Below are 25,048 nucleotides of genomic sequence, written 5' to 3' on the forward strand. Positions count from 1 at the left end.
GCCAAGTCTTTCCGGAGGCGGCGCTCCCCTCTCCCAACCCCCTTCGGGGGCCACCCTTCCCCGCAAAGGGGGAAGGGAGCGCGCGCAAAACGGACACGAGGAAGCGCAGGATGGCCGAGGCTCTCATCTACGATCACGTCCGCACCCCGCGTGGCCGCGGCAAGCCGGACGGGGCGCTGCACGAGGTGACGGCGCTCCGCCTCGCCGAGACGGCGTTGCGCGCGTTGAAGGAGCGCAACAACCTCGACACCCGGGCCGTCGACGACGTGGTGCTCGGCTGCGTCGATCCGGTCGGCGAGGCGGGCGGCGACATCGCCCGCGCCGCCGCCCTGGTGGCCGATTACGGCCCCCACGTGCCCGGCGTGCAGATCAACCGCTTCTGCGCCTCCGGCCTCGACGCGATCAACTTCGCGGCGGCGCAGGTGATGGCCGGCCAGCACGACCTCACCGTCGGCGGCGGCGTCGAATCCATGAGCCGCGTCGGCCTGGGCGCCTCGGGCGGAGCCTGGCCGGTCGATCCCGCCATCGCGGTCAAATCCTACTTCATGCCGCAGGGCGTCTCGGCGGATCTGATCGCCACGAAATACGGCTTCAGCCGCGACGATTGCGACGCCTACGCGGTCGAATCGCAGAAGCGCTCGGCCAAGTCCTGGGAGGCGGGCCTGTTCAAGAACGCGGTCGTGCCGGTGAAGGACATCAACGGCCTCACCCTGCTCGACCGCGACGAGCACATGCGGCCCTCCACCGACATGCAGTCGCTGGCGGCCCTCAAGCCCTCCTTCGTGCAGATGGGCCAGATGGGCGGCTTCGACGCCGTGGCGATCGACGCGCATCCGGACGTGGAGGCGGTGAACCACGTCCACCATGCCGGCAATTCCTCCGGCATCGTCGACGGCGCGGCCGCGGTGCTGATCGGCTCGAAGGAGGCAGGCGACGCCGCTGGCCTGAAGCCGCGGGCGCGCATCCGCGCCTTCGCCAATATCGGCTCGGACCCGGCCCTGATGCTCACCGGCCCGGTCGACGTGACCAAGAAGGTGCTGGCCCGCGCCGGCCTTAAGCTCTCCGACATCGACCTGTTCGAGATCAACGAGGCCTTCGCCTCCGTGGTCCTGCGCTTCCAGCAGGCCTTCGATCTCGACCCGGCCAAGGTGAACGTGAACGGCGGCGCCATCGCCATGGGCCATCCGCTGGGCGCCACCGGCGCGATGATCCTCGGCACGGTGCTCGACGAGCTGGAGCGCACCGGCAAGGAGCGGGCGCTCGTCACCCTCTGCATCGGCGCCGGCATGGGCACGGCCACGATCATCGAGCGGGTTTGATCGGCGGGCGGCCCGCGGACGGTCCCGAGCCGGCTCGCGGGCTTTGCCCGAAGGTCACAATCGCTGCTAAGGCGGCTCACCCTCGCGCCGGATCCCGGCGCCATCGTGAAAAAGGGAGAAACGCCAAGATGCTGACGACGACGATGCCCAGGAAGACTCGTTTCAAGGCGCTGCCGCTCCTCGCCGCCCTCGCCCTCACCGCCGCCCCGCTGGCGGCGCGCGCCGACGAGACCGCGGACAAGGTCGCCGTGGCCAAGGAGATCGTCGACAAGACGGTGCTGAAGACCCTCGACACCGGCTTCAGCGGCGCGCTGGAGAAGACCGTCGCCCCGATGAAGGACGACAAGGCCGAGCAGGTCCGCAAGGAGGCCCGCGCCGAGTTCGACAAGCAGCGCACCGCCCTGCTCGACGGCATCTCGAAGCAATACGCCGAGAAGTTCAGCCTCGATGAGCTGAAGCACGTGCTCCAGATCTACGAGGACAAGACCTACCAGAAGTTCCAGGCCGTCAACGCCGACCCGAAATCCGAGGTGAACCTCATCTCGCAGGCGGCGGTGACGAAGCTCCTCAACCTGCTGACGCTCGCCGCCGCCGGCGACCAGCAGGGCGGCATGCCCGGCCCGGTTCCGGTGCCCTCGCCCGCGCCGGCCAAGTAGGGCCGGCACGGTCACCCTTCGCCGCCCCGGCGGCCGGCCGGAGCGGGCTTCCGCTCCGGCGAGATCTCCAGAGAACCGTCCCGGCCCCCGCGGCCGGCCCATCCGAGGATACGCGATGAGCGCCTACACGAATTTCCGCTTCGAGACCGATGCCGACGGAATCGCGCTCGCGACCTGGGACATGCCCGGCCGCTCGATGAACGTCATCACCATGGAGGTGATGGAGGATCTGGAGCGGATCATCGACGCCGTCGTCGCCGATCCCGCGATCAAGGGCTGCGTCGTCACCACCGGCAAGGACACCTTCTCCGGCGGCGCCGACCTCACCATGCTCCAGGGCCTCGGCGCCGAATACGAGCGGCTGAAGACCAGCGAGGGCGAGGAGGTGGCGATGCGCCACTTCTTCGAGGCCTCGCGCCGCCTCAGCCTGGTGTTCCGCAAGCTCGAGACCTGCGGCAAGCCCTTCGCCGCCGCCGTCCAGGGCCTCTGCCTCGGCGGCGCCTTCGAGCTCGCCCTCTCCTGCCATTACCGGGTGCTCGCCGATGACGAGGCGACCCGCGTCGGCCTGCCGGAGATCAAGGTCGGCCTCTTCCCCGGCGGCGGCGGCACCCAGCGCGTCGCCCGCCTGATGCAGACCGGCGACGCCCTGCAGATGCTGTTCAAGGGCGAGCAGCTGCGCGCGCTCATGGCCAAGAACATGGGCCTCGCCCACGAGGTCGCCCCCCGCGCCGAGATCGTCGAGAAGGCCCGCGCCTGGATCCTCGGCGGCGGCTCGGCCGTGGCGCCCTGGGACGTGCCGAAGTTCAAGGCGCCCTCCGGCAAGGTCTATTCCCCCGCGGGTATGATGATCTGGCCCCCGGCCAACGCGATCTACCGCCGCGAGACCCACGACAACTACCCGGCCGCCAAGGCCATCCTGGCCTCGGTCTACGAGGGTCTGCAGCTTCCGATGGACCTCGCCCTCAAGGTCGAGAGCCGCTACTTCGCCCATATCCTGCGCACCAAGGAGGCGCAGGCGATGATCCGCACCCTGTTCATCTCCATGGGCGAGCTGAACAAGGGCGCGCGCCGGCCCAAGGGCGTCGAGAAGACGAAGCTCGCCAAGATCGGCATCGTCGGGGCGGGTTTCATGGGCGCGGGCATCGCCTACGTCACCGCGGCCGCCGGCATGGAGGTCGTGCTGATCGACCGCGACGTCGAGGCCGCGGAGAAGGGCAAGGCCTACGCTCAAAAGCTCATCACCGGGCAGATCAACCGCGGGAAGGCCAAGACCGCCGACCGCGACGCCCTGCTCGCCCGCATCCAGACCACGGCCGATTATGCCGACCTGTCCGGCTGCGACCTCGTGATCGAGGCGGTGTTCGAGGATCCGAAGGTGAAGGCCGAGGTGATCGCCAAGGTCGAGGCCGCCATCCCCGAGACGGCGATCTTCGCCTCCAACACCTCGACCCTGCCGATCTCCGGCCTCGCCAAGGCCTCGTCGCGGCCCGAGCGCTTCATCGGCATCCACTTCTTCTCGCCGGTCGAGAAGATGCTGCTCGTCGAGATCATCAAGGGAGCGGCCACCGGCGAGCAGGCGATCGCGACGGCGCTCGACTATGTCCGCGCCATCAAGAAGACCGGCATCCTCGTCAACGATTCCCGCGGCTTCTTCGCCAATCGCTGCGTCCTGGCCTATGTCCAGGAGGGCCATAAGATGCTGATGGAGGGGGTGCCCCCGGCGATGATCGAGAATGCCGGCAAGATGGCCGGCATGCCGGTCGGCCCGCTCTCCCTCAACGACGAGGTGGCCCTCGATCTCGGCCTGAAGATCCTGAAGGCCACCGAGGCGCAGCTCGGCGAGGCCGCCATCGATCCGGACCAGAAGCGTCTTCTCGTCGAGATGGTCGAGCGCCGGGATCGCCTCGGCCGGAAGAACAAGCGCGGCTTCTACGATTACCCCGAGAACGAGCCGAAGCGGCTCTGGCCCGGCCTCGCCGAGCTTCAGCCGACCCGCCTCGACCCGGATTCCCTCGACGTGGAGGAACTGAAGAACCGGTTCCTGGTGGTCCAGGCGCTCGAGGCCGCTCGCACGGTCCAGGAAGGCGTCATCGACGATCCCCGCGAGGCGGATGTCGGCTCGATCCTCGGCTTCGGCTTCGCGCCCTTCACCGGGGGTGCCCTGTCCTATATCGACTTCATGGGCGCGAGGGGCTTCGTGGAGCTCGCTCGGTCGCTCGAGGCCAAGCACGGCCCCCGCTTCGCGCCGCCGGACAACCTGGTCTCCATGGCGGAGACCGGATCCCGGTTCTACGACGCGCTGTCGAAGAAGGCGGCCTGAGCCGCCCTCCCCGACAAGGCGACAAAGGCCAAGCTTTTTTCATCGGGGCGGAACCCTCTTCCGCCCCGGCTGTTCATGCGGCGACGCACAAGGAGCCTTCCCGTGTCGAACATCGTCCGCATCCTGCTCGCCCTGTTCCTGCCGCCGATCGCCGTGCTTTTGACCACGGGCATCGGCCTGCAGTTCCTGCTGAACATCCTGCTGACGCTGCTCGGCATCCTTCCGGGCTCGGTCCACGCCCTCTGGCTGATCCTGCGCGATCGCTGAAGCCGGCCTTCGGCACGGCGCCCATCAAGGCGCCGAGCGGACGCCGGGGCGGAACCCGGCAAAAATTGCAGCCCCAAATCGAGACGCACGAACCCAGCGGAGCCGTTCCGAATCTTTACCCTGAACCGGGCATGGTCGCGAGGTCAGTCGCGTAACCGGTGTTTGCCATGGCTTCCCCGCGTACCGCGGCCGCCGGCGCCACCGCCCGGAAACAGGTCTCGCGTACCGGGCGGATCGCGTCGGCGCCGCGGATGGGTCTTGCACCCTCCGTCCAGCGTCTCCCCAGCAACTTTCCGCTCGACGAGATCCTGATCGGCGATTGCATCGCCGCCCTGAAGCGCCTGCCCACGGCGAGCGTCGACTGCGTCTTCGCAGACCCGCCCTACAATCTCCAGCTCGGCGAAGCCGGCCTGATGCGGCCGGACCAGAGCGTGGTCGACGCGGTCGACGACGACTGGGACAAGTTCGCGAGCTTCGACAGCTACGACGCGTTCACCCGCGCCTGGCTGTCCGAGTGCCGCCGGGTGATGAAGCCGAACGCGACCCTCTGGGTGATCGGGTCCTACCACAACATCTTCCGGGTCGGCAGCGCGTTGCAGGATCTCGGTTTCTGGATCCTTAACGACATCGTCTGGCGCAAGGCCAACCCGATGCCGAACTTCCGCGGCAAGCGCTTCACCAATGCCCACGAGACCCTGATCTGGGCCTCCCGCTCGGCGCAGTCGAAGGGCTACACCTTCCACTACGACGCCCTGAAGGGCGGGAACGAAGACCTCCAGATGCGCTCCGACTGGTTCATCCCGCTCTGCACGGGCGAGGAGCGCCTGAAGGACGCCGCCGGGCGCAAGGTGCATCCGACCCAGAAGCCGGAGGCCCTGCTCGCCCGCACCCTGCTCGCCGCGACCAATCCCGGCGACGTGGTGCTCGACCCCTTCTTCGGCACCGGCACCACCGGTGCGGTCGCCAAGCGCCTCGGCCGCCACTTCATCGGCTGCGAGCGCGATCCCGTCTATGCGGAGGCCGCCCGCCGCCGGATCGACGCGGTCGAACCGCTCTCCCAGGCCTCCCTGCTCGTCGCCCCGACCAAGCGCTCGGAGCCGCGGGTGCCGTTCCTGAGCGTGATCGAGGCGGGGCACCTGCGCCCCGGCGAGACGCTCACCGACGAGCGCCGTCGCTTCACGGCGGTGGTGCGGCCCGACGGCAATCTCGGCGTCGGCCCGGTGATAGGCTCGATCCACAAGGTCGGCGCCCTGGTTCAGGGCCTGCCCGCCTGCAACGGCTGGACCTTCTGGCACGCCGAGCGCGGCGGCAGGCTCGTCTGCATCGACACCTTCCGCGCCGCGTTCCGCAGTGCGGGTGCGGCCGCCGAGTAGGAACACGGGGCATCGTCTCTTCCGAAAGCCGGCCCACCCCCTTCGGGACGATGCCCTATCGGCTGCCCGCGGGCTTGGGCGGCTTCTTCACGACCCGGGCGAGCTGCGAGGGCCGGTTCGAGACCGGCTTCTGCAGCGGCCCGCGCCGGGCCGGGCGCTCCGGCTCGGCCGGCGTCGCGAGGTCGGGCGCGGGCGCGGCGACGGGTGCGCTCGGGGCCTCGCCCGCGGGCTTGGCCAGCGCATGGGCCAGCACCTTCTTCATCACCCCCGGCAGCGGCTCCTCGTCGAGGCGGTCACGGGGCGTGAAGCGCATGCCCTCCGGGGCGGGCGCGCCCGCGGCCAGGCGCGCCGCGAACACCGTCAGCTCCAGCGGGAAGTGGGTGAAGCCGTGCTTGACCAGGCCCGGCAGGCGCTTCCAGCGGGCGTCGATCGGCGCGTCGAGCAGGGCCTTGGCGGGATCGTAATCGGGTAGCCAGGCGCTGGTCGGCGGCTCGGCCATGGCCCCGAGCAGCCCCTCCGCGGGACGCGTCCGCAGGAGCACCGCCTCGTCCCCCGCGCGAACGGCGACGAAGGCCGCGCCCCGGCGCAGCACGCCCTTCTCCTTCTTCAGCTTGCGCGGGAACGTCTCCTGCAATCCCTCGGCCCGGGCCCGGCAGGGCCGCATCCAGGGGCAGAGGGCGCAGGCCGGGCGCTTGGGCGTGCAGATCGTGGCGCCGAGATCCATCAGCGCCTGGGCGAAATCGCCGGCCCGCCGCTCCGGCACGACCGCTTCGGTGAGCGCGCGCAAAGCCGGCCGGGCGGCGGGGATCGGCGTCTCGACGGCCCGCAGCCGGCTCATCACCCGCTCGACATTGCCGTCCACCGCCGCCGCCTTCCGGTCGAAGGCGATCGCCGCGATGGCGCCCGCGGTATAGGCGCCGATGCCGGGGAGCTTGCGCAGGCCCGCCTCGGTGTCCGGGAAGGTGCCGGCTTCGGCCACCGCCTTGGCGCAGGCGTGGAGATTGCGCGCCCGCGAGTAGTAGCCGAGCCCGGCCCAGGCGGCCATGACGCTCGATTCGGGCGCGGCGGCCAGAGCCTCGACCGTGGGAAACAGCGCCAGGAATTTCGCGAAATACGGTTTGACCGCCGCGACGGTGGTCTGCTGCAGCATGACCTCCGAGAGCCAGACGCGGTAGGGATCCGGCGTCTCCCCCGGCAGCGCCCGCCACGGCAGCACCCGGCGGTGCCGGTCGTACCAGTCGAGCAGATCCGTCGCGAGCGATCCGCCGGGATCGGTGGCTTCGGCTTGCGGGGAGGACGCGGCGGGCGCGGGCATGGCCCGTCCATAGCGGGCCGGCCCGAGCCGTCAAAGCGCCCGCACGCCACCCGGACCGGCCGCCGGGAAAATTTTGCGCGACCGTGTCGGAGCCGCGCGGGGCCACCCGTCCTCCGGGCCTCGACCCCGAGGAGGAGATCCCGATGCCCTATGTCGACGGCTTCGTCGTGCCGGTGCCGAAAGCCAAGCTCGATGCCTACCGGGCGCTCGCCGAGACGGCGGCGTCGATCTGGAAGGAGCATGGCGCCCTCGCTTTCGTCGAGTGCATCGGCGATGACGTGCCCCAGGGCGAGCTGACCTCGTTTCCCCGGGCGGTGCAGGCGGAAGAGGACGAGGTCGTCGCCTTCTCCTGGATCGTCTTCCCCTCCCGCGAGGCGCGGGACGCGGTGAACGGCAAGGTGATGGCCGACCCGCGCATGGATTGCGATCCGGCGACCGCGCCCTTCGACGCGAAACGGATGATCTATGGCGGCTTCACGCCGTTGCTGGGGCTGTGACGGCGGCATCGTCCAAAGGATGCATCGGCCCCGGGAAGCCGCTCCCGTCCGGGCCCGGTCTGCGCTAAGCTGATCCGCTCCGGCGCCAGGGTGGCGCCGGGCCGGAACCGGATGCTTCCATGGCGCGCGTCAAGCCGCTCGCGGACCTGATCGAGAGCTGCGTCGGGCCGGCCTTCGCCGCCCAGGGCTTCGCCTCCACCGACATCCTGGCCGCCTGGCCGGAGATCGTCGGGGAGCGGCTCGCCCGCTTCTGCCGCCCGGAAAAGCTCGAATGGCCCCGCCGCCGCCGGGCCGAGGGAACGGCGCCGGAATCCGGCACCCTCGTCGTCTGCGTCGAGAGTGCCTTCGCCCTCGACTTGCAGCACCTCGCTCCCGTGGTGATCCAGCGCGTCAACGCCCATTACGGCTGGGCCTGCATCCACCGGATCTCCCTGCGCCAGGGCCGGGTGAGCCCCCCGATACGCCGCGCGCTCGCCAGAAACCTCGATCCGGCGAAGCGCGGCGAGGTGGCGCTCGCCGTCTCGCGCATCGAGGAGGAGGGCCTGCGGGATGCCCTCGACCGGCTCGGCCTCGCCGTGGTCGCCGAGCAGCCTGGCGGCAGAACGCCCAAGATTCGGTGAGGAGCGGGGGCGCGGCATGGGCTGCGCTTGCCTTCTCGCGAACCCGGGCCTACCGCCTTCACCTTGAGAACGAGCTTTCGCGAGCGAAGGGAGCGCATGCGCACGATGATCACCCGGCGCGATACCATCAAGACCGTCGGCCTCGCCGCCGGCGCGGCCCTCCTCATGCCGCGCCTGACCCTCTCGGCCCTGGCCCAGTCCGTCGACGAGGCCGCCCTCGCCCAGCCCGGCCCCCTCGGCGACGTCTGGCTCGGCAACAAGGACGCCAAGGTCACGATCATCGAATACGCCTCGATGACCTGCTCCCATTGCGCGCATTTTCACGCGACGACCTGGCCGGTCCTGAGGGAACGCTACATCGACACGGGCAAGGTGCGCTTCACCCTGCGGGAGTTTCCCCTCGACCCGCTCGCCACCGCCGCCTTCATGCTCGCCCGCTGCGACGGCGACGCCAAGTACTACCCCATCACCGACCTGCTCTTCGACCAGCAGCCGAACTGGGCCTTCGTGCGCAAGCCGCAATCCCCCGTCGATGCTATGGAACAGCTGCTGCGCCAGGCCGGCTTCTCCAAGGAGAAGTTCGAAGCCTGCCTGAAGGACCAGAAGATCTACGGCGCCATCAATGCGGTGAAGGCACGGGGCCTCGACACCCTCAAGGTCGAGTCGACGCCGACCTTCTTCATCAACGGAACCAAGTATTCCGGCGCCATGTCCATCGAAGAGATGGAGAAGATCATCAAGCCGATCCTCGGCGCCTGAGGAGCCCCGACCCGATCCGAAAAGCCGAATATTATCAATTGTTTAACATCACGGCGGCGCGCCTTGACACCCAAGATGGGCGAAACTATGGTGCGCCGCGCCTGAGGGGCGTTTCGGTTCCCTTCGCTCTCGACATCGTGAGTTTTCGCCGTTGAACGGCAACGAAACAGGTGACGGGCGCGAGGACGGGGCGGACGCCGGAGGCGACCTTTCCGCGAGGCTCAGACGTCTCGAGACGCAGCTTGAACGGAAGCGGCCTTCCGCTGCTCCCGGTCATTCCACGCGTGCCGATGCATCGGGGGGCCCGTCACCGCTCGGCCAGGCCATGCGGCTTTCGACCGAGTTCGTGGCAGGCGTGATCGCGGGAGGAATCCTCGGCTGGATCTTCGACCATCTCCTGGGCACGAGGCCCTGGGGGTTGATGATCTTCCTGGTGCTCGGCTTCCTCACCGGCATCTACAACGTCATGCGTCTGTCCGGCTTCGGCGGGATGGGGGGCGTAAACAAGAAACCTTGAGCGGAAGGGCTTGAGGACGCGCTCGCTTCGTGTATGGCGTCACGCGAGCACGGGCGCAGCGGGTTCTTCCGCGGCGCGAGAACAAAGGGCGGAAGCGGTCTTATGGCGGTCTCGATCGACCCGATCCACCAGTTCGAGCTTCATCCGCTCGTGTCGCTGGGCCATATCGGCAACCAGCAGCTCGCGTTCACGCAGTCGGCGCTCTACATGTTCGCCGCCGTGGGCGTCATCGCCCTCATCACCATCGTCGCCACCGCCTCGCGCTCGGTCGTCCCGGGCCGCATGCAGGCCCTGGCCGAGGTCTTCTACGAATTCATCGCGGACACGCTGCACCAGGCCACCGGCGACGGCGGTAAGCGCTTCCTGCCCCTGGTGTTCTCGCTGTTCATGTTCGTGCTCATCCTGAACCTGTTCGGGATGATCCCCTACGCCTTCGCGGTGACGAGCCACCTGATCATCACCTTCGGCCTCGCCGCCCTGGTGATCACCGTCGTCGTCGCCTACGGCCTGATGAAGCACGGCACCCACTTCCTCGGGCTGTTCGTGCCGTCGGGCGTGCCGAAGCCGCTGCTCGCCATCCTGGTGCCGATCGAGATCATCTCCTTCATCTCGCGCCCGATCAGCCTCTCGGTCCGTCTCTTCGCCAACGTGCTCGCTGGCCACATCGCGATGAAGATCTTCGCCTTCTTCGTGGTGCAGCTGCTGCTCGCCGGCGCCTGGAGCGTGCTCTCGCCGCTGCCGCTCTTCCTCACGATCGCCCTCACCGCCCTGGAATTCCTGGTGGCGGCCCTCCAGGCCTACGTCTTCGCGACGCTGACGGCGATCTACCTCAACGACGCGCTTCACCCCGGCCACTGATCCGGTCGATCCACCCGCCGCAACGAAAATCGTTCAAGACACTCAGGAGTTCATGATGGATCCCGTCGCTGCCAAGTACATCGGTGCCGGTCTCGCCTGCCTCGGCATGGCGGGCGCGGGCATCGGCCTCGGCAACCTGTTCGGTCAGTTCCTCGCCGGCGCCCTGCGCAACCCCTCCGCGGCCGACGGCCAGCGCGCCACCCTGCTCCTCGGCTTCGCGCTGACGGAAGCGCTCGGCATCTTCTCGCTGCTGATCGCCCTGCTGCTCCTGTTCGCGGTCTGATCCGTCACGGGGCCGGCCGCCCGGGCGCATCGCCCGGGGGCCGGCTCTTTTCCGCCAAGGCGCACCGGTTGCCCCGCCTCCTGCGGGGCGCCCAGTTTCCGTCCCGGACGAGGCAATGGCCGAGCATCATCCCCTCACGACCCCCTCGCCGAACGCGGACACCAAGATCGATCCGCATGCGGGCGCGCATACCGAGCATCCCTCGGGCGGCCACGGGGGCGCCTTCCCGCCCTTCGAGAGCCACACCTTTCTCTCGCAGCTCATCTGGCTCGCGCTGGCCTTCGGCCTGCTCTACTACCTGATGGCCAAGGTGGCGCTGCCGCGGATCGAATCGATCCTGCACGACCGTTCGAACCGGCTCGCGGCCGATCTCGACGAGGCCCAGCGCATGAAGTCCGAGGCCGATGCCGCGGGCGAGGCCTACGAGAAGTCCCTGCGGGAGGCTCAGGCCAAGGCCCAGGCGATCGCCCAGGAGACGCGCAACGCCCTCTCCGCCGAGTCCGATGCCAAGCGCAAGGCGCTCGAGGCCGAGCTGAACCAGAAGCTCGCCGCCTCCGAGGCGACCATCCGCAGCCGCACCGCCGAGGCCATGGGCAATGTCCGCACCATCGCGGGCGAGACGGCTTCCGCGATCGTCGAGCGCCTGACCGGCACCGCGCCGGACACGGCGAGCCTCGACCGCGCCCTCGACCGGGCCTCCCTGGCCCACTGATCCCGACGAGACCTCGAGACGAGCATGTTGCTGACAGCGGAATTCTGGGTCGCCGTCGCCTTCGTGGTGTTCATGGCGATCGCCTGGAAGGCGGGCGCCTTCGGCATGATGACGAAGGGCCTCGACGGCCGCGCCAAGCGCGTCCGCAACGAGCTCGACGAGGCCCGGCGCCTGCGTGAGGAGGCCGCCGCCGTGCTGGCCGACTACAAGCGCCGCCGCACCGAGGCCGAGCGCGAGGCCGAGCGCATCGTGGCGAATGCCCGCGAGGAAGCCCAGCGCGCCGCCGAGGAGGGCCATGCCCGCCTGAACGACTTCGTCGCCCGCCGCACCAAGTCGGCCGAGGCGAAGATCGCCCAGGCCGAGGCCCAGGCCGCCGCCCAGGTCCGGGCCGCCGCCGCCGACGCCGCGGTGAAGGTCTCGGAGACGATCCTGCGCGAGCGTCTCAGCGGCGATGCCGCCCAGGCCCTGGTGAAGTCCAGCCTCGGAGAGGTGAAGGCCCGCCTGCAGGCCTGAGCCGAACCGCTCCGACGTGACGAAGACGAGCCGCCCCCTCCGGGCGGCTTTTCTTTTGGCCGCCGCCATGCTGGTCGTTGCGCGCCCCGGCCCCTAACTCCGGCAGCGCGGACGCGGTCGTATCTGCCCGCTCCGCTTCCGGAGACGGTCGGCCGGCCCATCCTTTCCCGGGGCCTGAAAGGGTGCAGGGTCCCGGGCTCGAAGAAAAAATCCCACCCGAGAGGAAGACGACCCATGACCCTGGTTTCGGTGATGTATCCGGGCGGTGCCGATGCCCGTTTCGACATGGACTACTACCTGACCAAGCACATGCCGCTGGTGGCCGAGCGCTGGTCGGCCCTGGGCCTGAAGGAGGCCAAGGTGGTCAAGGGCGTCGCGACGCCGGACGGTGCCCCCGCCCCCTATCCGGTGATCGCCCTGCTGACCTGGGATTCGGCCGACGCCTTCTCGGCCGCCGTCGCCCGGCACGGCGCCGAGATCTTCGGGGACATCCCGAACTTCACGAACACCCAGCCCTCCGTCCAGATCAACGACGTGGCCTGGACGCATCCGGCGCAATAGGACGAGGCAGGACGCGGGCGATGATCGACATCATCAAGCAGGTTCAGGAGAAGAATCCGGGGCTCGGCACGACCATCATCGTGCTGCGCGCCGATTCGCGGGCGCTCGCGGGACCGGACCGGCTGACCCCGGAGGCGCAGGCCTGGCTCGACGCCAAGGCGCCGGATGCGCGCCTCGTGCAGGAGACGATCCTGCTCGCGCCCTATCCCGGCGCCGCGCCGGTCGAGCGCACGGTGACCGTCCTGTCCTTCAAGGATGCGATGCAGCTCGCCGCCTTCGCGACGGCCTGGACGGCCGATCCGATCCCGGACGAGGAGGAGAGCGCCTGAGGCGCCCTCCCCTCTCTCTTCGAGGGGGTCAGGCCCGCTCGGCGTGCTCGCGGGTCACGAAGGCGATCCGGATCATGTTGGTGGCGCCGGGAATGCCGAAGGGCACGCCGGCCACCACCGCGACCCGGTCGCCGATCTCGGCGAAGCGCTCGCGCACCGCGAACTTCGCCGCGCGGAAGGCCATGTCGTCCACGTCGCTCGCATCCTTCGTCACGATCGGATGCGTGCCCCAGACGATGGCGAGGCGGCGGGCGGTCTCCCGCTTCGGGGTGAGCGCGATCACGCTGGCATTGGGCCGCGAGCGGGCGAGGCGCTGCACGGTCGAGCCGGAATGGGTCCAGGCCATGATCGCCCGCAGGCCGAGGGCATCGACGATCGAATGCGCCGCGGCGGCGATGGCGTCGGAGGCCGTCGCCTCCGGGCTGGAGCGCTGGGCGGTCAGGATCGACCAGTAGAGCGCGTCCTTCTCCACCTGCTCGGCGATGCGGCTCATGGTCGTGATCGCCTCGACCGGGTACTGGCCCGCCGCGCTCTCGGCCGAGAGCATCACCGCATCCGCGCCCTCGTAGACGGCGGTGGCGACGTCCGACACCTCGGCGCGGGTCGGCACCGGGGCCGTGATCATCGATTCGAGCATCTGCGTCGCGACGACCACGGGCTTGCCGAGGCGGCGCGCGCCGCGGGTGATGCGCTTCTGGACGCCGGGCACCTGCTCCAGGGGCATCTCCACGCCGAGATCGCCGCGGGCGACCATGATGCCGTCGGAGACCTCGATGATCTCGTCGAGGCGGGCCAGAGCCTGCGGCTTCTCGATCTTGGCCATCACCAGGGCGCGGCCGGCGGCGACCTTCTTCACCTCGGCCACGTCCTCGGGCCGCTGCACGAAGGAGACGGCGATCCAGTCGGCGCCCGCGTTCAGCCCCGCCTCCAGATCGGCGCGGTCCTTCTCGGTCATGGCCGGCAGGGGCAGCACCGTGTGGGGCAGCGAGACGCCCTTGCGGTTCGAGATGCGGCCCGCGACATCGACGCGGGTGACGGCGCGTCCCTCGCTCACCTCGGTGACATGCATCCGCAGCTTGCCGTCGTCGACGAGCACCTCGTGCCCGACCTCGAGGGCCGTCAGGATCTCGGGATGGGGAAGGTAGACGCGATTCGAATCGCCCGGCGTCGGGTCGGAATCGAACACGAAGCTCTGCCCCTGGACGAGCTCGACCCCGGTCTCGGCGAAGGCGCCGACGCGGAGCTTGGGCCCCTGCAGGTCGACGAGGATGCCGATCGGGCGCTTGGCCTCGCGCTCGATCGTGCGGATCACCTCGATCTTCTCCGGCAGCTTCTCGCGCTGGAGATGGCTCATGTTGATGCGGAACACGTCGGCGCCCGCCTGGAACAGCTTGGCGATCATCTCCGGCGTGTCGGAGGCCGGCCCCAGGGTCGCGACGATCTTCGTACGGCGTGCGCGCTTCAATCCCGCCTCCATGTCCGTAGGACCCGCCGGTGCAGGGATACCGGAAGCGGGAACGGCTCGGCGAAGGGGAGGCCCGTGAGAAGGCGGGCGGATCGCCGTGCGAGTGCTGCGGTCAAAAGCCTCGCCGGCCCCGCGCCGTCAAGGGCCGCGTGCGGGGCTGCAACCACGGATGCGTGAACCGCGAGGGCGGACGGCCTTGCCGGCAAAGGAAATGCGAAAGGCCGCAAAATGCGACTCGGACCGGCTTTCGGGAAGGGTTCTCGGCGACCTGTGGCGCACAAGTCATAGGCGAAGAGTCAAGCTCTGCCGTAACCTAGGGTCAGATATGCCCTTCGAGAAAGCGCACCCCATGAAGAAGCTGGTTCTGACGGCCGCGGCCGTCGCGCTCCTGACGAGCGCCGCCTCGGCCGCCGATCTGCCCCGCCGCGTCGAGCCGCCGGTCGTCTTCACGCCCGTCCCCGTCTTCACCTGGACCGGCTTCTTCGCCGGCGTCGAGACGAGCTACAGCTTCCTCGACCGTCAGCGCTACACCACCACCGGCATCGACACCGCCAACATCACGGCGATCAATCTCGGCCAGCGCGTCGGCGCGGTCCGCTCCCGCGACATCGACGGGCTCGGCAGCCTCGGCGGCGGCTTCGGCTACAATTATCAGTTCACCCCCGGCTCCGGCATCGTGGTCGGCGCGGCGCTGAACGTCGACTGGACCGACATTCACAAGAACACCGTCGCCATCGGCAATCTGGGCGACCCGAGCGTCTATCGCTCCAGCCTCGAGTGGCTCGGCACCCTCAACGGCCGCGTCGGCTACGCCTTCGACCGGTTCATGATCTACGGCACCGGCGGCCTCGCCTTCGGCTATGCCGAGAACAGCGCCGCCTTCTACGGCAACGACCTCACCCTCCGTTATGCCGGCGGCGACATCAGCTTCCGCACCGGCTTCGCCTATGGCGGCGGCGTGGAATACGCCATCCCCGAGGACAGCTTCCTGAACTACCTGAGCGTCGGCAAGTATCTCGGCATCAAGTCGAGCGCCGTGACCCTCAAGGCCGAGTACCTGCACTACGACCTCGGCTCCCGGAACGTGCTCGTCGCCAATACCGGCCTGCCCGGCGTGTTCGGCACCGGCTACAATGTCCGCTTCAACAACGAAGGCAACATTATCCGCGCCGGCTTCAACTACAAGTTCGGCGAGTAAGACGTCGATCCTCGACGCGTTCGACGGCGGGGGCGGGTGTTCCGAAAGGGGCGCCCGCCCTCTTCGTTTGGGCGCCTTGCGGCGAGGTCAGGAAGACCGGCCCGCGGTTACGGCTCGCCGCTCAGCGGCTGGCCGGGATCGCCGAGCTGGATCGTCCAGCTCTTCTGTTCGCCGGTATCGACCTCGATGAAGCCGTTGCGGTCGTAGCCGCGGGCGAGGCAATCCTCGACGCCGCGGATCGTGAAGGCGGTGTCCTTGGTGCACATCATGGCGCGCCCGCTCCACTCGCCGCCGCGCGTGTAATCGACCGCGAAGACGTAATAGAAGCGCGCGGCCAGCGCCCCGCGCAGCAGCGTGGCGCAATCCTTCGGCTTCAGATCCCACCAGCCTTCCGTGACCCAGCCCTGGGGGTCGCGGTAGCCGAGGGTGACGCCGACCTTGCTGGCGGTCTGGTTGCACAGCCGCAGATCCGCCTGGGCCGGTCCTGCCAGGATGCACAGGCCGGCCGCCCAAACGGCGAGGGGGGCGCGACGCCGGCGGCCGCCCCCCTGCTTCACGACATGTTCGAACAAGTCAGCCGACGAGGATGATGCGGCAGTCGTTGACATTGGTGCGGGTCGGTCCCGGCTGAACGAGGTCGCCGATCGTCGCGAAGAAACGCGTCGAATCGTTGTCGGCGAGCATCGCGGCCGGGTCGAGACCGGCGGCGCGGGCGCGCTCCAGCGTCGTCGCATCGATCAGGCCGCCAGCGGGGTCCGTGGCCGCACCGCGGCCGCCATCGGTGCCGTCGGTGTCGGCAGCGATCGCGGCGATGCCCGGGGCGCCTTCGAGCGCGATCGCCAGCGCCAGGGCGTATTCCTGGTTCGGGCCGCCATCGCCCTCGCCGACGATCGTCACGGTCAGCTCGCCGCCGGAAATCAGCGCGACCTTGCGGCCGGCCGCCTTCGCCTGCCGGGCGAGGCGGGCATGCTCGGCGGCGACCGCGCGGGCCTCGCCTTCGAGGTCGGAGCCCAGCATCTCGACCTCGTAGCCGGCCGCCTTCGCCGCCGCGGCGGCAGCCTTGAGGGCGTCGATCGGGCGGGCGATGATGCGGTACTCGGCCCGGGCGAAGGCGGCGTCGCCCTCCTTCGGGGTCTCGTTGGCCGGGTCCGTCAGCAGGGCGCGGGCGGCCTCCGGCAGGGGGATCCTGCGGCGCTCGCAGATCGCCAGCGCGTCGGCGAGGGTCGAGGGATCGGGCACGGTCGGGCCGGAGGCGATCACCGAGGGATCGTCATGGGGCACATCGGAGATCGCAAGCGTCAGGATCCGGCGGGCGTTCCTGGCCGCGACCGCGAGCCGGCCGCCCTTGATCCGCGAGAGGTGCTTGCGCACCGCATTGATCTCGTTGATCGGCGCGCCCGAGCGCAGCAGTGCCTTGGTGATCGCCTGCTTCTCGGCGAGCGTCAGATCGCCCGCCGGGGCGATCCAGTTGGCCGAGCCGCCCCCGGAGAGCAGCACCAGCACCTCGTCGTCCGGACCGGCCGCGGACGCGATCTCGAGCGCCCGCTTCGTCGCCTCGATGCCGGCGGCGTCGGGCACGGGATGGCCGGCCTCGACCATGGTGATGCCCGGCGCGTCCTCGCCGTAGCCGTGGCGCGCCACCGCGAGGCCGACGATGCGGTCCTCGGGGACGCCGTGCTCCTCGCGGTAGAAGCGGCTCGCGACGGCGGCCATGCTGCCGCCGGCCTTGCCGGCCCCGAGGATGATCAGGCGGCCCGGCGTCGGCGCCGGGAGATGGCCGACCAGGCATTTGCGCGGATGGGCGGCGGCGATCGCGTCGTCGAGAAATCGGTTCAGGAGGCTTCGCTGGTTCGCGGTTCCCGGATCCTGGTGTGCGGGCGCGGTCATGCGGGGCCTCCTCCTCTCAGGTGCGTCGTTATAAATGATGCTTACCCTGCAAACCGCTGTGCCCGAGGCTCGGCGCCGCGGCAAGCCGGAAACGGCACCGTTCCCGCATGACCTGCCCGCATGGAGAGCGGGCCGGCCCTCCCCCTCCGCCTCGCCCTTCCGCCTTGGCTCGGCGCCGTTCGGGCCCAGATAGCTGCCATGACGTCCTCAGCCGCCCTGCCCCGCACCGACCCCCTCCCCCCCGAGCAGCCCGTCGAGACGATCCCCGGTCATCCCGGTCGCGGGCTCCTCGTGCTCTGCGACCATGCCTCGAACTTCATTCCGGACGATCTCGGCCGCCTCGGCGTGCCGGAGCCGGAATTCGCCCGGCACATCGCCTACGACATCGGCGCCGCTGCGGTGACCCGGCGCCTCGCCGCGCTCCTCGACGTGCCGGCGGTGCTCACGACCTTCTCGCGTCTCGTCATCGACCCGAACCGGGGCCGCGAGGATCCGACCCTGGTGATGCGCCTGTCGGACGGGGCGATCATCCCCGGCAATGCCCGCATCGACGCGGCCGGCATCGCCGAGCGCATCCGCCGGTTCTACGCGCCCTACGACCGGGCCGTGGACGCGGCGATCGCCGCGGCGCAGGAAACGGGCCCGCCCCCGATGATCCTGACGATGCACAGCTTCACGCCGTTCTGGCGCGGGGTCGCCCGCCCCTGGCAGGTCGGCATCCTCTACGACGGCGACGAGCGCCTGAGCCGGCCGCTGATCGAGGCGCTGCAGGCCGATCCCGCCGGGCTGACGGTCGGGGACAACCAGCCCTATGGCGGCGGCCTGCCCGGCGACACCGTCGACCGCCACGCCACCGCCCGCGGCTTGCCCAACGCCCTCGTCGAGATCCGCCAGGACCTCATCGCCGGCGCGGAGGGCCAGGAGGAATGGGCGCAGCGCTTCGCGGCCCTGCTGCGGCCGATGCTGGCCCGGCCCGCTTGACGCGCGGCGCCGCCGCGCCGACCTGAGGCGCGAGACATCGCAGAGGCGCGAGGAACCAGAATGTCCGACATCGACCCCGCCACCCGGACCGAGCTCGAAGCCGCGGTGTTCCGCCGGCTCGTCGCGCATCTGCGCAACCGGACCGACGTGCAGAACATCGACCTGATGAACCTCGCCGGCTTCTGCCGGAACTGCCTGTCCAACTGGCTGAAGGACGCCGCCGACGAGCGGGGCCTCCCCTTGAGCAAGGACGAGAGCCGGGAGCAGGTCTACGGCATGCCCTACGAGGCGTGGAAGCGGCTGCACCAGTCCGAGGCCAGCCCGGCGCAGCAGGCCGCCTTCGCCGCGCAGGCCAAAGGGCCGGACGGCCATTGAGTTCGCCGGCCCGGCGGGACCAGCGCAATGACTCGGTAAGCCTGACGGGCTAGGTAGGCCGTTCCGGCGTGCCCTCGGGGCGCGCCCCCATATTTCAGGGAATTCCCGTCATGGCCGCCTCCCCCGCCCCCGCCGTCGATCCGTCCTCGGTCGCCGCCGACCAGCTGAAGAGCATCATCGAGCGCATCGAGCGCCTCGAAGAGGAGAAGGCCGGCCTCGCGGGCGACATCAAGGACGTCTACGCCGAGGCCAAGGCGAACGGCTTCGACGTGAAGGTGCTGCGCAAGATCATCTCCATGCGCAAGCGCGACCACGCCGAGCGCCAGGAGGAGGAGGCGATCCTCGAACTCTACATGCAGGCCCTCGGCATGGTCTGATCCCTTTTCCGCTCGACGAGAGCGGAGACGGGATCGGCAAGCCTGCGCGGCGTCTCTGGCCGGAGCCGGTCAGGAGGCCAGCCGGTACCGGGCGACGGCGAGATCCGCGCCGTCGATCTCGGGGCTGCGGCCCGAGACGAGATCGGCGAGCAGGCGGCCCGAGCCGCAGGCCATGGTCCAGCCGAGCGTGCCGTGCCCGGTATTGGTGTAGAGATTCGCGAAGGGCGTCGGGCCGATGATCGGCGTCCCGTCCGGCGTCATCGGCCTCAGGCCCGTCCAGAAGGTGGCGCGGCCGAGATCTCCGCCCCGCGGGAACAGGTCGCTGACCGAATGGGCGAGCGTCTCGCGGCGCGGCCCCCGCAGGGTCCGGCTGAAGCCGGCGAGCTCCGCGGTGCCCCCGACCCGGATCCGGTCGCCGAGCCGGGTGATCGCGACCTTGTAGGTCTCGTCCATCACCGTCGAGACGGGGGCGGCCTCCGCATCGATGACCGGCAGGGTCAGGGAATAGCCCTTCACCGGATAGACCGGGAGCGCAATCCCGAGCGGGCGCAGGAGCGCCGGGGTGTAGCTGCCCATGGCCGCCACGTAGACATCGGCGGTGAGCAGGCTGCCCGAGGCGGTCTCGACGCCCGCGATCCGATCACCCTCCCGGACCAAGCGTTTGATCGCGGTGCCGTAGCGGAAATCGACACCGAGCTCCGCGCAGAGCCTTGCCAGGGCCTGCGTGAAGAGATGGGCATCGCCCGTCTCGTCCCCGGGCAGGCGCAGGCCACCGACGAACCGGTCGGCAACGCGCCCGAGGGCCGGCTCCGCCGCGATGCAGCCGGCGGGATCGAGCAGCTCGTAGGGCACGCCGTAGGCGTCGAGCACCCGGGTGTCGTCGCCGACATGGTCGAGCTGGGCCTGCCTGCGGAAGAGCTGCAGCGTGCCGCGCTCGCGGTGGTCGTAGGCGATGCGGGTCTCGGCCCGCAATTCCCGCAGCACGTCCCGGCTGTATTCGGCGAGGCGCACCATGCGCCCCTTGTTGCGGATGTAGGCCTCCTCCGTGCAGTTCGCGAGCATGCGGGCGAGCCAGCCGTAGAGGCGGGGTTCGAGGCGCGGCCAGAGCACCAGCGGGCGATGGCGCATCATCAGCCATTTCAACGCCTTGACCGGGATGCCGGGCGCCGCCCAGGGCGCGGAATAGCCGGGCGAGACCTGGCCCGCATTGGCGAAGCTCGTCTCGAGGCCGGCCCCCGGCTGGCGGTCGATCACCGTCACCGCATGGCCGGCCTTGGCGAGGTAATAGGCGGAGGTGACGCCGACCACGCCGCCACCGAGGATCATCACATGCATGGACAGGCTCCTCAGGCGTCGGTGTAGAGGCGGTGGAAACGGTGGCCGAGGCGCGTCAGGACCTCGTAGCCGATGGTGCCGGCGGCCCGCGCGACCGCATCGACGTCGCGCCGGGGGCCGATGACGTCGACGAGGCTGCCGACGGCGATGGCGTCCCGGGGCACCTCGCTCACGTCGAGGACGACGCTGTCCATGGAGACGCGCCCCACGACCGGCAGGCGGATCGCGCCGTGCCAGGCTTCCCCGCGGCCCGAGGCGCTGCGCAGGAAGCCGTCGGCATAGCCGATCGCCACCGTGGCGAGCCGGGTCTCGCGGCGGGTCGCCTGCGTGTGCCCGTAGCCGACCGCGACGCCGGCCGGCACGTCGCGCAGCTGCATCACCCGCGCCTGCAGCCGCACCACCGGCCGCATCGGGTTCGGCCGCCCCGGCTGCGGGGCGAGGCCGTAGAGCGCCGCCCCCGGCCGGACGAGATCGGCATGGAAGCCGGCCCCGAGACAGATTCCCGACGAGGCCGCGAGGCTCCCCGGCACGCCGGGGAAGAGCCGGCGGGCTTGCGCGAAGGCGGCGCGCTGCGCCTCGTTGGCGCCGTTGCCGGGATCGTCGGCGCAGGCGAGATGGCTCATCAGCGCCTGCAGGTCGATGCCCTCCCGGGCGGCGGGATCGGCGGCGAGCGCTGCGAGCTCCGGCGCGGAAAAGCCGAACCGGGTCATGCCGGTATCGACCTGCAGGATCGCGGGAAGGCGCCGCCCGAGCCGCCGGGCCAGCGCCTGCCAGCCGGCCCGCTGCGCCGGGTCGTTGAGCACGGGCACGAGGTCGCCGGCCACGCAGTCCGCCTCGGATCCCGGCGCGGCGCCGTGGAGCACGACGATGCGCGGGCCGAGGCCGAGCAGGGCGCGCAGTTCGAGCCCCTCGTCGAGATGAGCCACGAAGAAGTCCCGGCAGCCCGCCGCCGCGAGGGCCGGGGCGATGCGGGCGATGCCGAGGCCGTAGGCGTCCGCCTTCACCACCGCGCCGCAGGTCGCGGGCGCGGCAAGCGCCGCCAGGCTCCGGTAATTCGCGGCCAGCGCCGCGAGGTCGATCGTCAGGATGCCGCCGGAGCGCGCCGCACGACCCTGCGCCAACCTCAAGGCATCGAAACGAACGGGCACCAAGGCGGGACTCAATCGCAGCCGTCGGAGGCCGCAGAGATAGCATGGCCGTGGGCGGCATTTCCCGCCGATCTGCGACAGCCTATGCTGTTCGACCTATAATCCGCGGCATCTTCTTCGATATCACGGCAGATCGTTCGAATGGTCCATCTCGACGCCATCGATCAGGAGATCGTCCGCCTCCTTCGCGACGACGGCCGGATCAGCAATGCGGACCTCGCGGCGAAGATCGGCCTCTCGCCCTCCTCCTGCCTGCGCCGCGTCCGCGCCCTCGAACGGGGCGGCGTGATCCGCGGCTATGCGGCCCTGATCGATATGGGCTCGGACCGCCCGGAACTGGTGGTGCTGACGCAGATCTCGCTGGAACGGCAGACGGAGGATTTCCTGAACCGCTTCGAGGCGGCGATCCGGCGCTGCCCGGAGGTGCAGGATTGCTACCTGATGACCGGCAGCGCGGACTATCTCGTGAAGCTGCACGTCAAGGGCGCGCCGGATTACGAGCGGGTGCACAAGGAGGTGCTGTCCCGCATCCCCGGCGTCGCCCGCCTGCAATCGAGCTTCGCCATCCGGACCGTGGTGACGCCGCAGGGCCGTTGACCGCCCGGATCCCGCATGTCGTCCTGCCGCGGGACGCTGCCGGCGTTCACCGCATTGACCGGGCGCTAACCGGTCCGTGCGAAGGTCCGTCCCAGGGCCACGTTGCGTATCGGCCTGCGTCGCGGTCGCCCGCGACACGCCCCGCTGCCTCTCCCGGCAGCGGGGCCGCGTCGTTTCGGGGGCTGAAACGCCTCAGATCGTCTGGCCGAAGATGCGCGCGACCTGGGGGATGTCCTTGTCGCCGCGGCCGGAGAGGTTGAGCACCATCAGGTGATCGGCGGGCTTGGTCGGGGCGAGGTCGATGACCCGGGCCAGGGCATGGGCCGGCTCCAGCGCCGGGATGATCCCCTCCAGCGACGAGCAGAGCTTGAACGCCTCCAGGGTCTCCGAATCCGTGGCCGAGAGATAGGTCACGCGGCCCATCTCGTGCAGCCAGGCATGCTCCGGCCCGATGCCGGGATAGTCGAGGCCCGCCGAGATCGAGTGGGCGTCGGCGATCTGGCCGTCCTGGTCCATCAGCAGATAGGTGCGGTTGCCGTGCAGCACGCCCGGCCGGCCGCCGGTGAGGGAGGCCGCATGCAGGCCGCTCTCGACGCCGTGGCCCGCCGCCTCGACCCCGTAGATCTCGACCTCGCGGTCGTCGAGGAAGGGGTGGAACAGGCCCATGGCGTTGGAACCGCCGCCGATGCAGGCGATCAGCGAGTTCGGCAGGCGGCCTTCCAGGGCCAGCATCTGCTGCTTGGTCTCCTGGCCGATCACCGACTGGAAGTCGCGCACCATGGCCGGATACGGATGCGGGCCGGCCACCGTGCCGATGCAGTAGAAGGTGTCGGCGACGTTGGTGACCCAGTCGCGCAGGGCCTCGTTCATCGCGTCCTTGAGGGTGCGCGTGCCCGACTGGACCGGCACCACCTCGGCGCCCAGCATCTTCATGCGGAAGACGTTCGGCGCCTGCCGCTCCACGTCGACGGCGCCCATATAGACCACGCACTTCAGGCCGAAGCGGGCGCAGAGGGTGGCGGTGGCCACGCCGTGCTGGCCGGCGCCGGTCTCCGCGATGATCCGCGGCTTGCCCATGCGGCGCGCGAGCAGGATCTGCCCGAGCACGTTGTTCACCTTGTGGGAGCCGGTGTGGTTCAGCTCCTCGCGCTTGAAGTAGATCTTGGCGCCGTGGCCCGCGGGCGCCTGCGCCCGGAGGTGCTCGGTCAGACGCTCGGCGTAATAGAGCGGGCTCGGCCGGCCGATATAGTGGGTGCCGTAGCTCTCCATGTCCGCCGTGAAGGACGGGTCGGCCTTGGCCTCGGCATAGGCCTTCTCCAGGTCGAGGATCAGCGGCATCAGCGTCTCGGCCACGAAGCGGCCGCCGAAGATGCCGAAGCGGCCGCGCTCGTCCGGCCCGGTGCGGAAGGAGTTCGGTTCGGGGGCGAGGGTCACGGGTACGGATCCTTGGAACGGGACAGGTCGGCTTTCCCGGCTGCCTAGACCTGTCGGCGCATCATCGCAATGCGACCGGCGCACCCTCGGGTGACGAACGGCGGGCACCGGATGGTGTTAGGGTCGCACCGATCCGGCGCACCTTGCCGCACGAGGCGATCCATGACCGTGGACATCAACGATTACGTCGCCCGCGACTCCGACGAGAACACCATGACGGTTCTGAAGGTCGAGGGAGACCGGGCCCTGTGCAGCTGGTACCCGGACGGCGAAGTCGAGGGCGATCCGGTCGAGGAGTGGATCCCGGTGGCGGAGCTCACCGTCCTGCAGAAGGCCCTGCGCCCGCGCTGACGCGGGCGCAGGGCCTTCCGGGGCTTGGCGAGGCTTCGCCCGGTCAGGGGTCCTGGTTCAGGCGGTTGGCGAGCTGGTCGGCGAATTTCGCCGCGGCCACCGAGAGCAGGCGGCCCCGAAGCTGGGCCAGCACCATGGTCATGGGCTCGAGATCGGCCGGATCGATCGGGCGGCTGCGCAGCCGCTCGTCCTGCGGGATGCCGATCTCGACCTGCAGGCCGACCAGATCCTGCCGCAGCGCCAGGTTGCGCAGGAACTCGTAGGAACTCGATTCCACGGCCGTCATCAGGTCGAATCCCCGGCGGCCGAAGGCATGGGCGATGTGGTGGCGGATGGCGAGGGAGGCATCCGGAAGCGCCAGCGCATAGGAGAGGCAGTCCCGCAGGCGGATCGGGCCGGTCCCCGCCGCGAGCGGGTGCTCGGCCCGCATATAGGCATGGATCGGCTGGCGCCCCGCATACAGGATGTGCAGCTCCGCCGAGGGCGGCGGTTGCAGCACCAAAGCGAGGTCGGCCTCGAAGGTGGAGAGCGCCGCGATCGCCTGCCCGTAATCCCGCACCTGCACGCTGAACCCGACCTGCGGGAACTTCGTCCGGTAGATCTCCGCCTCTTCCGGGATCAGCCGCGTCACGAAAGCCTGGCTGCAGGCGAGCCCGATATGGCCGCGGCGCACGCCGGACAGATCGGCGATCTGCGAGCGGACCCGCTCCAGATCGGCGTTCCGGTCACGGATGTGCCGCACCAGGAGCTCGCCGGCCGCGTTCAGGCGCATCCCGGTCGCCAGTCGTTCGAAGAGCGGCGTTCCGAGTTCGAACTCCATGTCCTGGATCTGGCGCGTCAGGGCCGAGGGCGTGAGGTTGAGACGCTCCGCGGCACGGCGGATCGAGCCGCTGCGGGCGACTTCGAGGACGTAGTTCAGGGGGCGCAGATGCTTCATGACCGCTTCGCTCCGAGACGGTGACCTGCCAGAGTGTTGACCTATACGCAACAGGTCGGTCGCT

Annotated in this window: 29 protein-coding genes; 21 read left to right on the forward strand and 8 right to left on the reverse strand. The window is 70.0% G+C overall.

Going from position 1 to position 25,048, the window contains the following annotated elements; all coding sequences use genetic code 11:
* Positions 1-110 precede the first annotated feature (110 nt).
* From MFF21_RS13595 to MFF21_RS13615, 5 genes are all read left to right on the forward strand, one after another.
* Positions 111-1,319: an acetyl-CoA C-acetyltransferase gene (locus MFF21_RS13595; protein ID WP_238311659.1), complete on the forward strand. Its 1,209-nt coding sequence runs from the start codon at positions 111-113 to the stop codon at positions 1,317-1,319.
* A gap of 128 nt (positions 1,320-1,447) precedes the next feature.
* On the forward strand, positions 1,448-1,975 hold the full coding sequence (locus MFF21_RS13600) for a hypothetical protein (RefSeq protein ID WP_238311660.1): 528 nt from the start codon (positions 1,448-1,450) through the stop codon (positions 1,973-1,975).
* 115 nt (positions 1,976-2,090) lie between these two features.
* A complete protein-coding gene (locus MFF21_RS13605) occupies positions 2,091-4,295 on the forward strand; it encodes an FAD-dependent oxidoreductase (RefSeq protein WP_238311661.1) in 2,205 nt (734 codons plus the stop codon).
* A 102-nt stretch (positions 4,296-4,397) separates the two neighbouring features.
* Positions 4,398-4,562 (forward strand): YqaE/Pmp3 family membrane protein, encoded by a 165-nt coding sequence (locus tag MFF21_RS13610; RefSeq protein WP_238311662.1) that lies wholly within the window; start codon positions 4,398-4,400, stop codon positions 4,560-4,562.
* A gap of 167 nt (positions 4,563-4,729) precedes the next feature.
* A complete protein-coding gene (locus MFF21_RS13615) occupies positions 4,730-5,935 on the forward strand; it encodes a site-specific DNA-methyltransferase (protein WP_283206533.1) in 1,206 nt (401 codons plus the stop codon).
* Positions 5,936-5,990: 55 nt separating this feature from the next.
* Here MFF21_RS13615 and mutY read toward each other — a convergent pair whose 3' ends face one another.
* Positions 5,991-7,250 (reverse strand): A/G-specific adenine glycosylase, encoded by a 1,260-nt coding sequence (mutY, locus tag MFF21_RS13620; protein WP_238311664.1) that lies wholly within the window; start codon positions 7,248-7,250, stop codon positions 5,991-5,993.
* A 143-nt stretch (positions 7,251-7,393) separates the two neighbouring features.
* On the opposite strand from mutY, the gene MFF21_RS13625 reads away from it, so the two are divergent.
* The 10 genes from MFF21_RS13625 to MFF21_RS13670 all read left to right on the forward strand — a co-directional run bounded on the left by MFF21_RS13625 (position 7,394) and on the right by MFF21_RS13670 (position 12,899).
* Positions 7,394-7,747, forward strand: a complete 354-nt coding sequence (locus MFF21_RS13625; RefSeq protein WP_238311665.1) for a DUF1428 domain-containing protein — start codon at positions 7,394-7,396, stop codon at positions 7,745-7,747.
* Between the two features lie 119 nt (positions 7,748-7,866).
* A complete protein-coding gene (locus MFF21_RS13630) occupies positions 7,867-8,367 on the forward strand; it encodes a DUF721 domain-containing protein (protein ID WP_238311666.1) in 501 nt (166 codons plus the stop codon).
* Between the two features lie 105 nt (positions 8,368-8,472).
* Positions 8,473-9,126, forward strand: coding sequence for a DsbA family protein (locus MFF21_RS13635; RefSeq protein WP_238311761.1), 654 nt, complete (start codon positions 8,473-8,475; stop codon positions 9,124-9,126).
* A 151-nt stretch (positions 9,127-9,277) separates the two neighbouring features.
* A complete protein-coding gene (locus tag MFF21_RS13640; RefSeq protein WP_238311667.1) occupies positions 9,278-9,643 on the forward strand; it encodes an AtpZ/AtpI family protein in 366 nt (121 codons plus the stop codon).
* A gap of 102 nt (positions 9,644-9,745) precedes the next feature.
* A complete protein-coding gene (locus MFF21_RS13645) occupies positions 9,746-10,501 on the forward strand; it encodes a F0F1 ATP synthase subunit A (protein ID WP_238311668.1) in 756 nt (251 codons plus the stop codon).
* A 55-nt stretch (positions 10,502-10,556) separates the two neighbouring features.
* Positions 10,557-10,784 carry a F0F1 ATP synthase subunit C gene (locus MFF21_RS13650; RefSeq protein ID WP_007566773.1) on the forward strand — a complete coding sequence of 76 codons (228 nt, stop codon included), beginning with the start codon at positions 10,557-10,559 and terminating at the stop codon, positions 10,782-10,784.
* Positions 10,785-10,899: 115 nt separating this feature from the next.
* Entirely contained in the window at positions 10,900-11,496 is a 597-nt protein-coding gene (locus tag MFF21_RS13655; RefSeq protein WP_238311669.1) for a F0F1 ATP synthase subunit B, read from the forward strand.
* 27 nt (positions 11,497-11,523) lie between these two features.
* A complete protein-coding gene (locus MFF21_RS13660) occupies positions 11,524-12,009 on the forward strand; it encodes a F0F1 ATP synthase subunit B family protein (RefSeq protein WP_238311762.1) in 486 nt (161 codons plus the stop codon).
* 234 nt (positions 12,010-12,243) lie between these two features.
* Positions 12,244-12,570: an EthD family reductase gene (locus MFF21_RS13665; protein ID WP_238311670.1), complete on the forward strand. Its 327-nt coding sequence runs from the start codon at positions 12,244-12,246 to the stop codon at positions 12,568-12,570.
* 20 nt (positions 12,571-12,590) lie between these two features.
* Complete coding sequence (locus MFF21_RS13670; protein ID WP_238311671.1) at positions 12,591-12,899, forward strand: hypothetical protein; 309 nt, start codon at positions 12,591-12,593, stop codon at positions 12,897-12,899.
* 28 nt (positions 12,900-12,927) lie between these two features.
* Here the strand turns inward: MFF21_RS13670 and pyk are convergent, their stop codons facing one another.
* On the reverse strand, positions 12,928-14,364 hold the full coding sequence (gene pyk, locus MFF21_RS13675) for a pyruvate kinase (protein ID WP_238311672.1): 1,437 nt from the start codon (positions 14,362-14,364) through the stop codon (positions 12,928-12,930).
* A 349-nt stretch (positions 14,365-14,713) separates the two neighbouring features.
* Between pyk and MFF21_RS13680 the strand changes: the two genes are divergently transcribed.
* Positions 14,714-15,562: an outer membrane protein gene (locus tag MFF21_RS13680; protein ID WP_238311673.1), complete on the forward strand. Its 849-nt coding sequence runs from the start codon at positions 14,714-14,716 to the stop codon at positions 15,560-15,562.
* A 107-nt stretch (positions 15,563-15,669) separates the two neighbouring features.
* Here MFF21_RS13680 and MFF21_RS13685 read toward each other — a convergent pair whose 3' ends face one another.
* The gene (locus tag MFF21_RS13685; protein WP_238311674.1) at positions 15,670-16,170 is read right to left on the reverse strand and encodes a DUF1036 domain-containing protein; all 501 of its coding nucleotides are present in this window, start codon (positions 16,168-16,170) and stop codon (positions 15,670-15,672) included.
* A complete protein-coding gene (locus tag MFF21_RS13690; RefSeq protein ID WP_238311675.1) occupies positions 16,136-17,449 on the reverse strand; it encodes a glycerate kinase type-2 family protein in 1,314 nt (437 codons plus the stop codon). The genes MFF21_RS13685 and MFF21_RS13690 overlap by 35 nt, the downstream gene beginning before the upstream one ends.
* A 198-nt stretch (positions 17,450-17,647) precedes the next feature.
* Between MFF21_RS13690 and MFF21_RS13695 the strand changes: the two genes are divergently transcribed.
* The 3 genes from MFF21_RS13695 to MFF21_RS13705 all read left to right on the forward strand — a co-directional run bounded on the left by MFF21_RS13695 (position 17,648) and on the right by MFF21_RS13705 (position 19,182).
* Positions 17,648-18,430, forward strand: coding sequence for an N-formylglutamate amidohydrolase (locus tag MFF21_RS13695; RefSeq protein WP_238311676.1), 783 nt, complete (start codon positions 17,648-17,650; stop codon positions 18,428-18,430).
* A gap of 60 nt (positions 18,431-18,490) precedes the next feature.
* Positions 18,491-18,805, forward strand: a complete 315-nt coding sequence (locus MFF21_RS13700) for a DUF1244 domain-containing protein (protein ID WP_238311677.1) — start codon at positions 18,491-18,493, stop codon at positions 18,803-18,805.
* A gap of 110 nt (positions 18,806-18,915) precedes the next feature.
* A complete protein-coding gene (locus MFF21_RS13705; RefSeq protein WP_238311678.1) occupies positions 18,916-19,182 on the forward strand; it encodes a DUF2312 domain-containing protein in 267 nt (88 codons plus the stop codon).
* Positions 19,183-19,251: 69 nt separating this feature from the next.
* On the opposite strand, the gene MFF21_RS13710 is transcribed toward MFF21_RS13705, so the two are convergent.
* Positions 19,252-20,517, reverse strand: a complete 1,266-nt coding sequence (locus MFF21_RS13710; protein WP_238311679.1) for a D-amino acid dehydrogenase — start codon at positions 20,515-20,517, stop codon at positions 19,252-19,254.
* Positions 20,518-20,528: 11 nt separating this feature from the next.
* Entirely contained in the window at positions 20,529-21,638 is a 1,110-nt protein-coding gene (alr, locus tag MFF21_RS13715; RefSeq protein WP_238311680.1) for an alanine racemase, read from the reverse strand.
* A 168-nt stretch (positions 21,639-21,806) separates the two neighbouring features.
* Between alr and MFF21_RS13720 the strand changes: the two genes are divergently transcribed.
* Positions 21,807-22,262 carry an Lrp/AsnC family transcriptional regulator gene (locus MFF21_RS13720; protein ID WP_238311681.1) on the forward strand — a complete coding sequence of 152 codons (456 nt, stop codon included), beginning with the start codon at positions 21,807-21,809 and terminating at the stop codon, positions 22,260-22,262.
* A 192-nt stretch (positions 22,263-22,454) separates the two neighbouring features.
* On the opposite strand, the gene trpB is transcribed toward MFF21_RS13720, so the two are convergent.
* Positions 22,455-23,696: a tryptophan synthase subunit beta gene (gene trpB / locus MFF21_RS13725; protein ID WP_238311682.1), complete on the reverse strand. Its 1,242-nt coding sequence runs from the start codon at positions 23,694-23,696 to the stop codon at positions 22,455-22,457.
* A gap of 162 nt (positions 23,697-23,858) precedes the next feature.
* Between trpB and MFF21_RS13730 the strand changes: the two genes are divergently transcribed.
* Complete coding sequence (locus tag MFF21_RS13730; RefSeq protein WP_238311683.1) at positions 23,859-24,047, forward strand: hypothetical protein; 189 nt, start codon at positions 23,859-23,861, stop codon at positions 24,045-24,047.
* A gap of 43 nt (positions 24,048-24,090) precedes the next feature.
* Here the strand turns inward: MFF21_RS13730 and MFF21_RS13735 are convergent, their stop codons facing one another.
* Positions 24,091-24,984: a LysR family transcriptional regulator gene (locus tag MFF21_RS13735; RefSeq protein ID WP_238311684.1), complete on the reverse strand. Its 894-nt coding sequence runs from the start codon at positions 24,982-24,984 to the stop codon at positions 24,091-24,093.
* Positions 24,985-25,048: the final 64 nt, after the last annotated feature.

The sequence above is a fragment of the Methylobacterium organophilum genome (assembly GCF_022179465.1).
In the GTDB taxonomy this organism is placed as follows: Bacteria; Pseudomonadota; Alphaproteobacteria; order Rhizobiales; family Beijerinckiaceae; genus Methylobacterium; species Methylobacterium organophilum.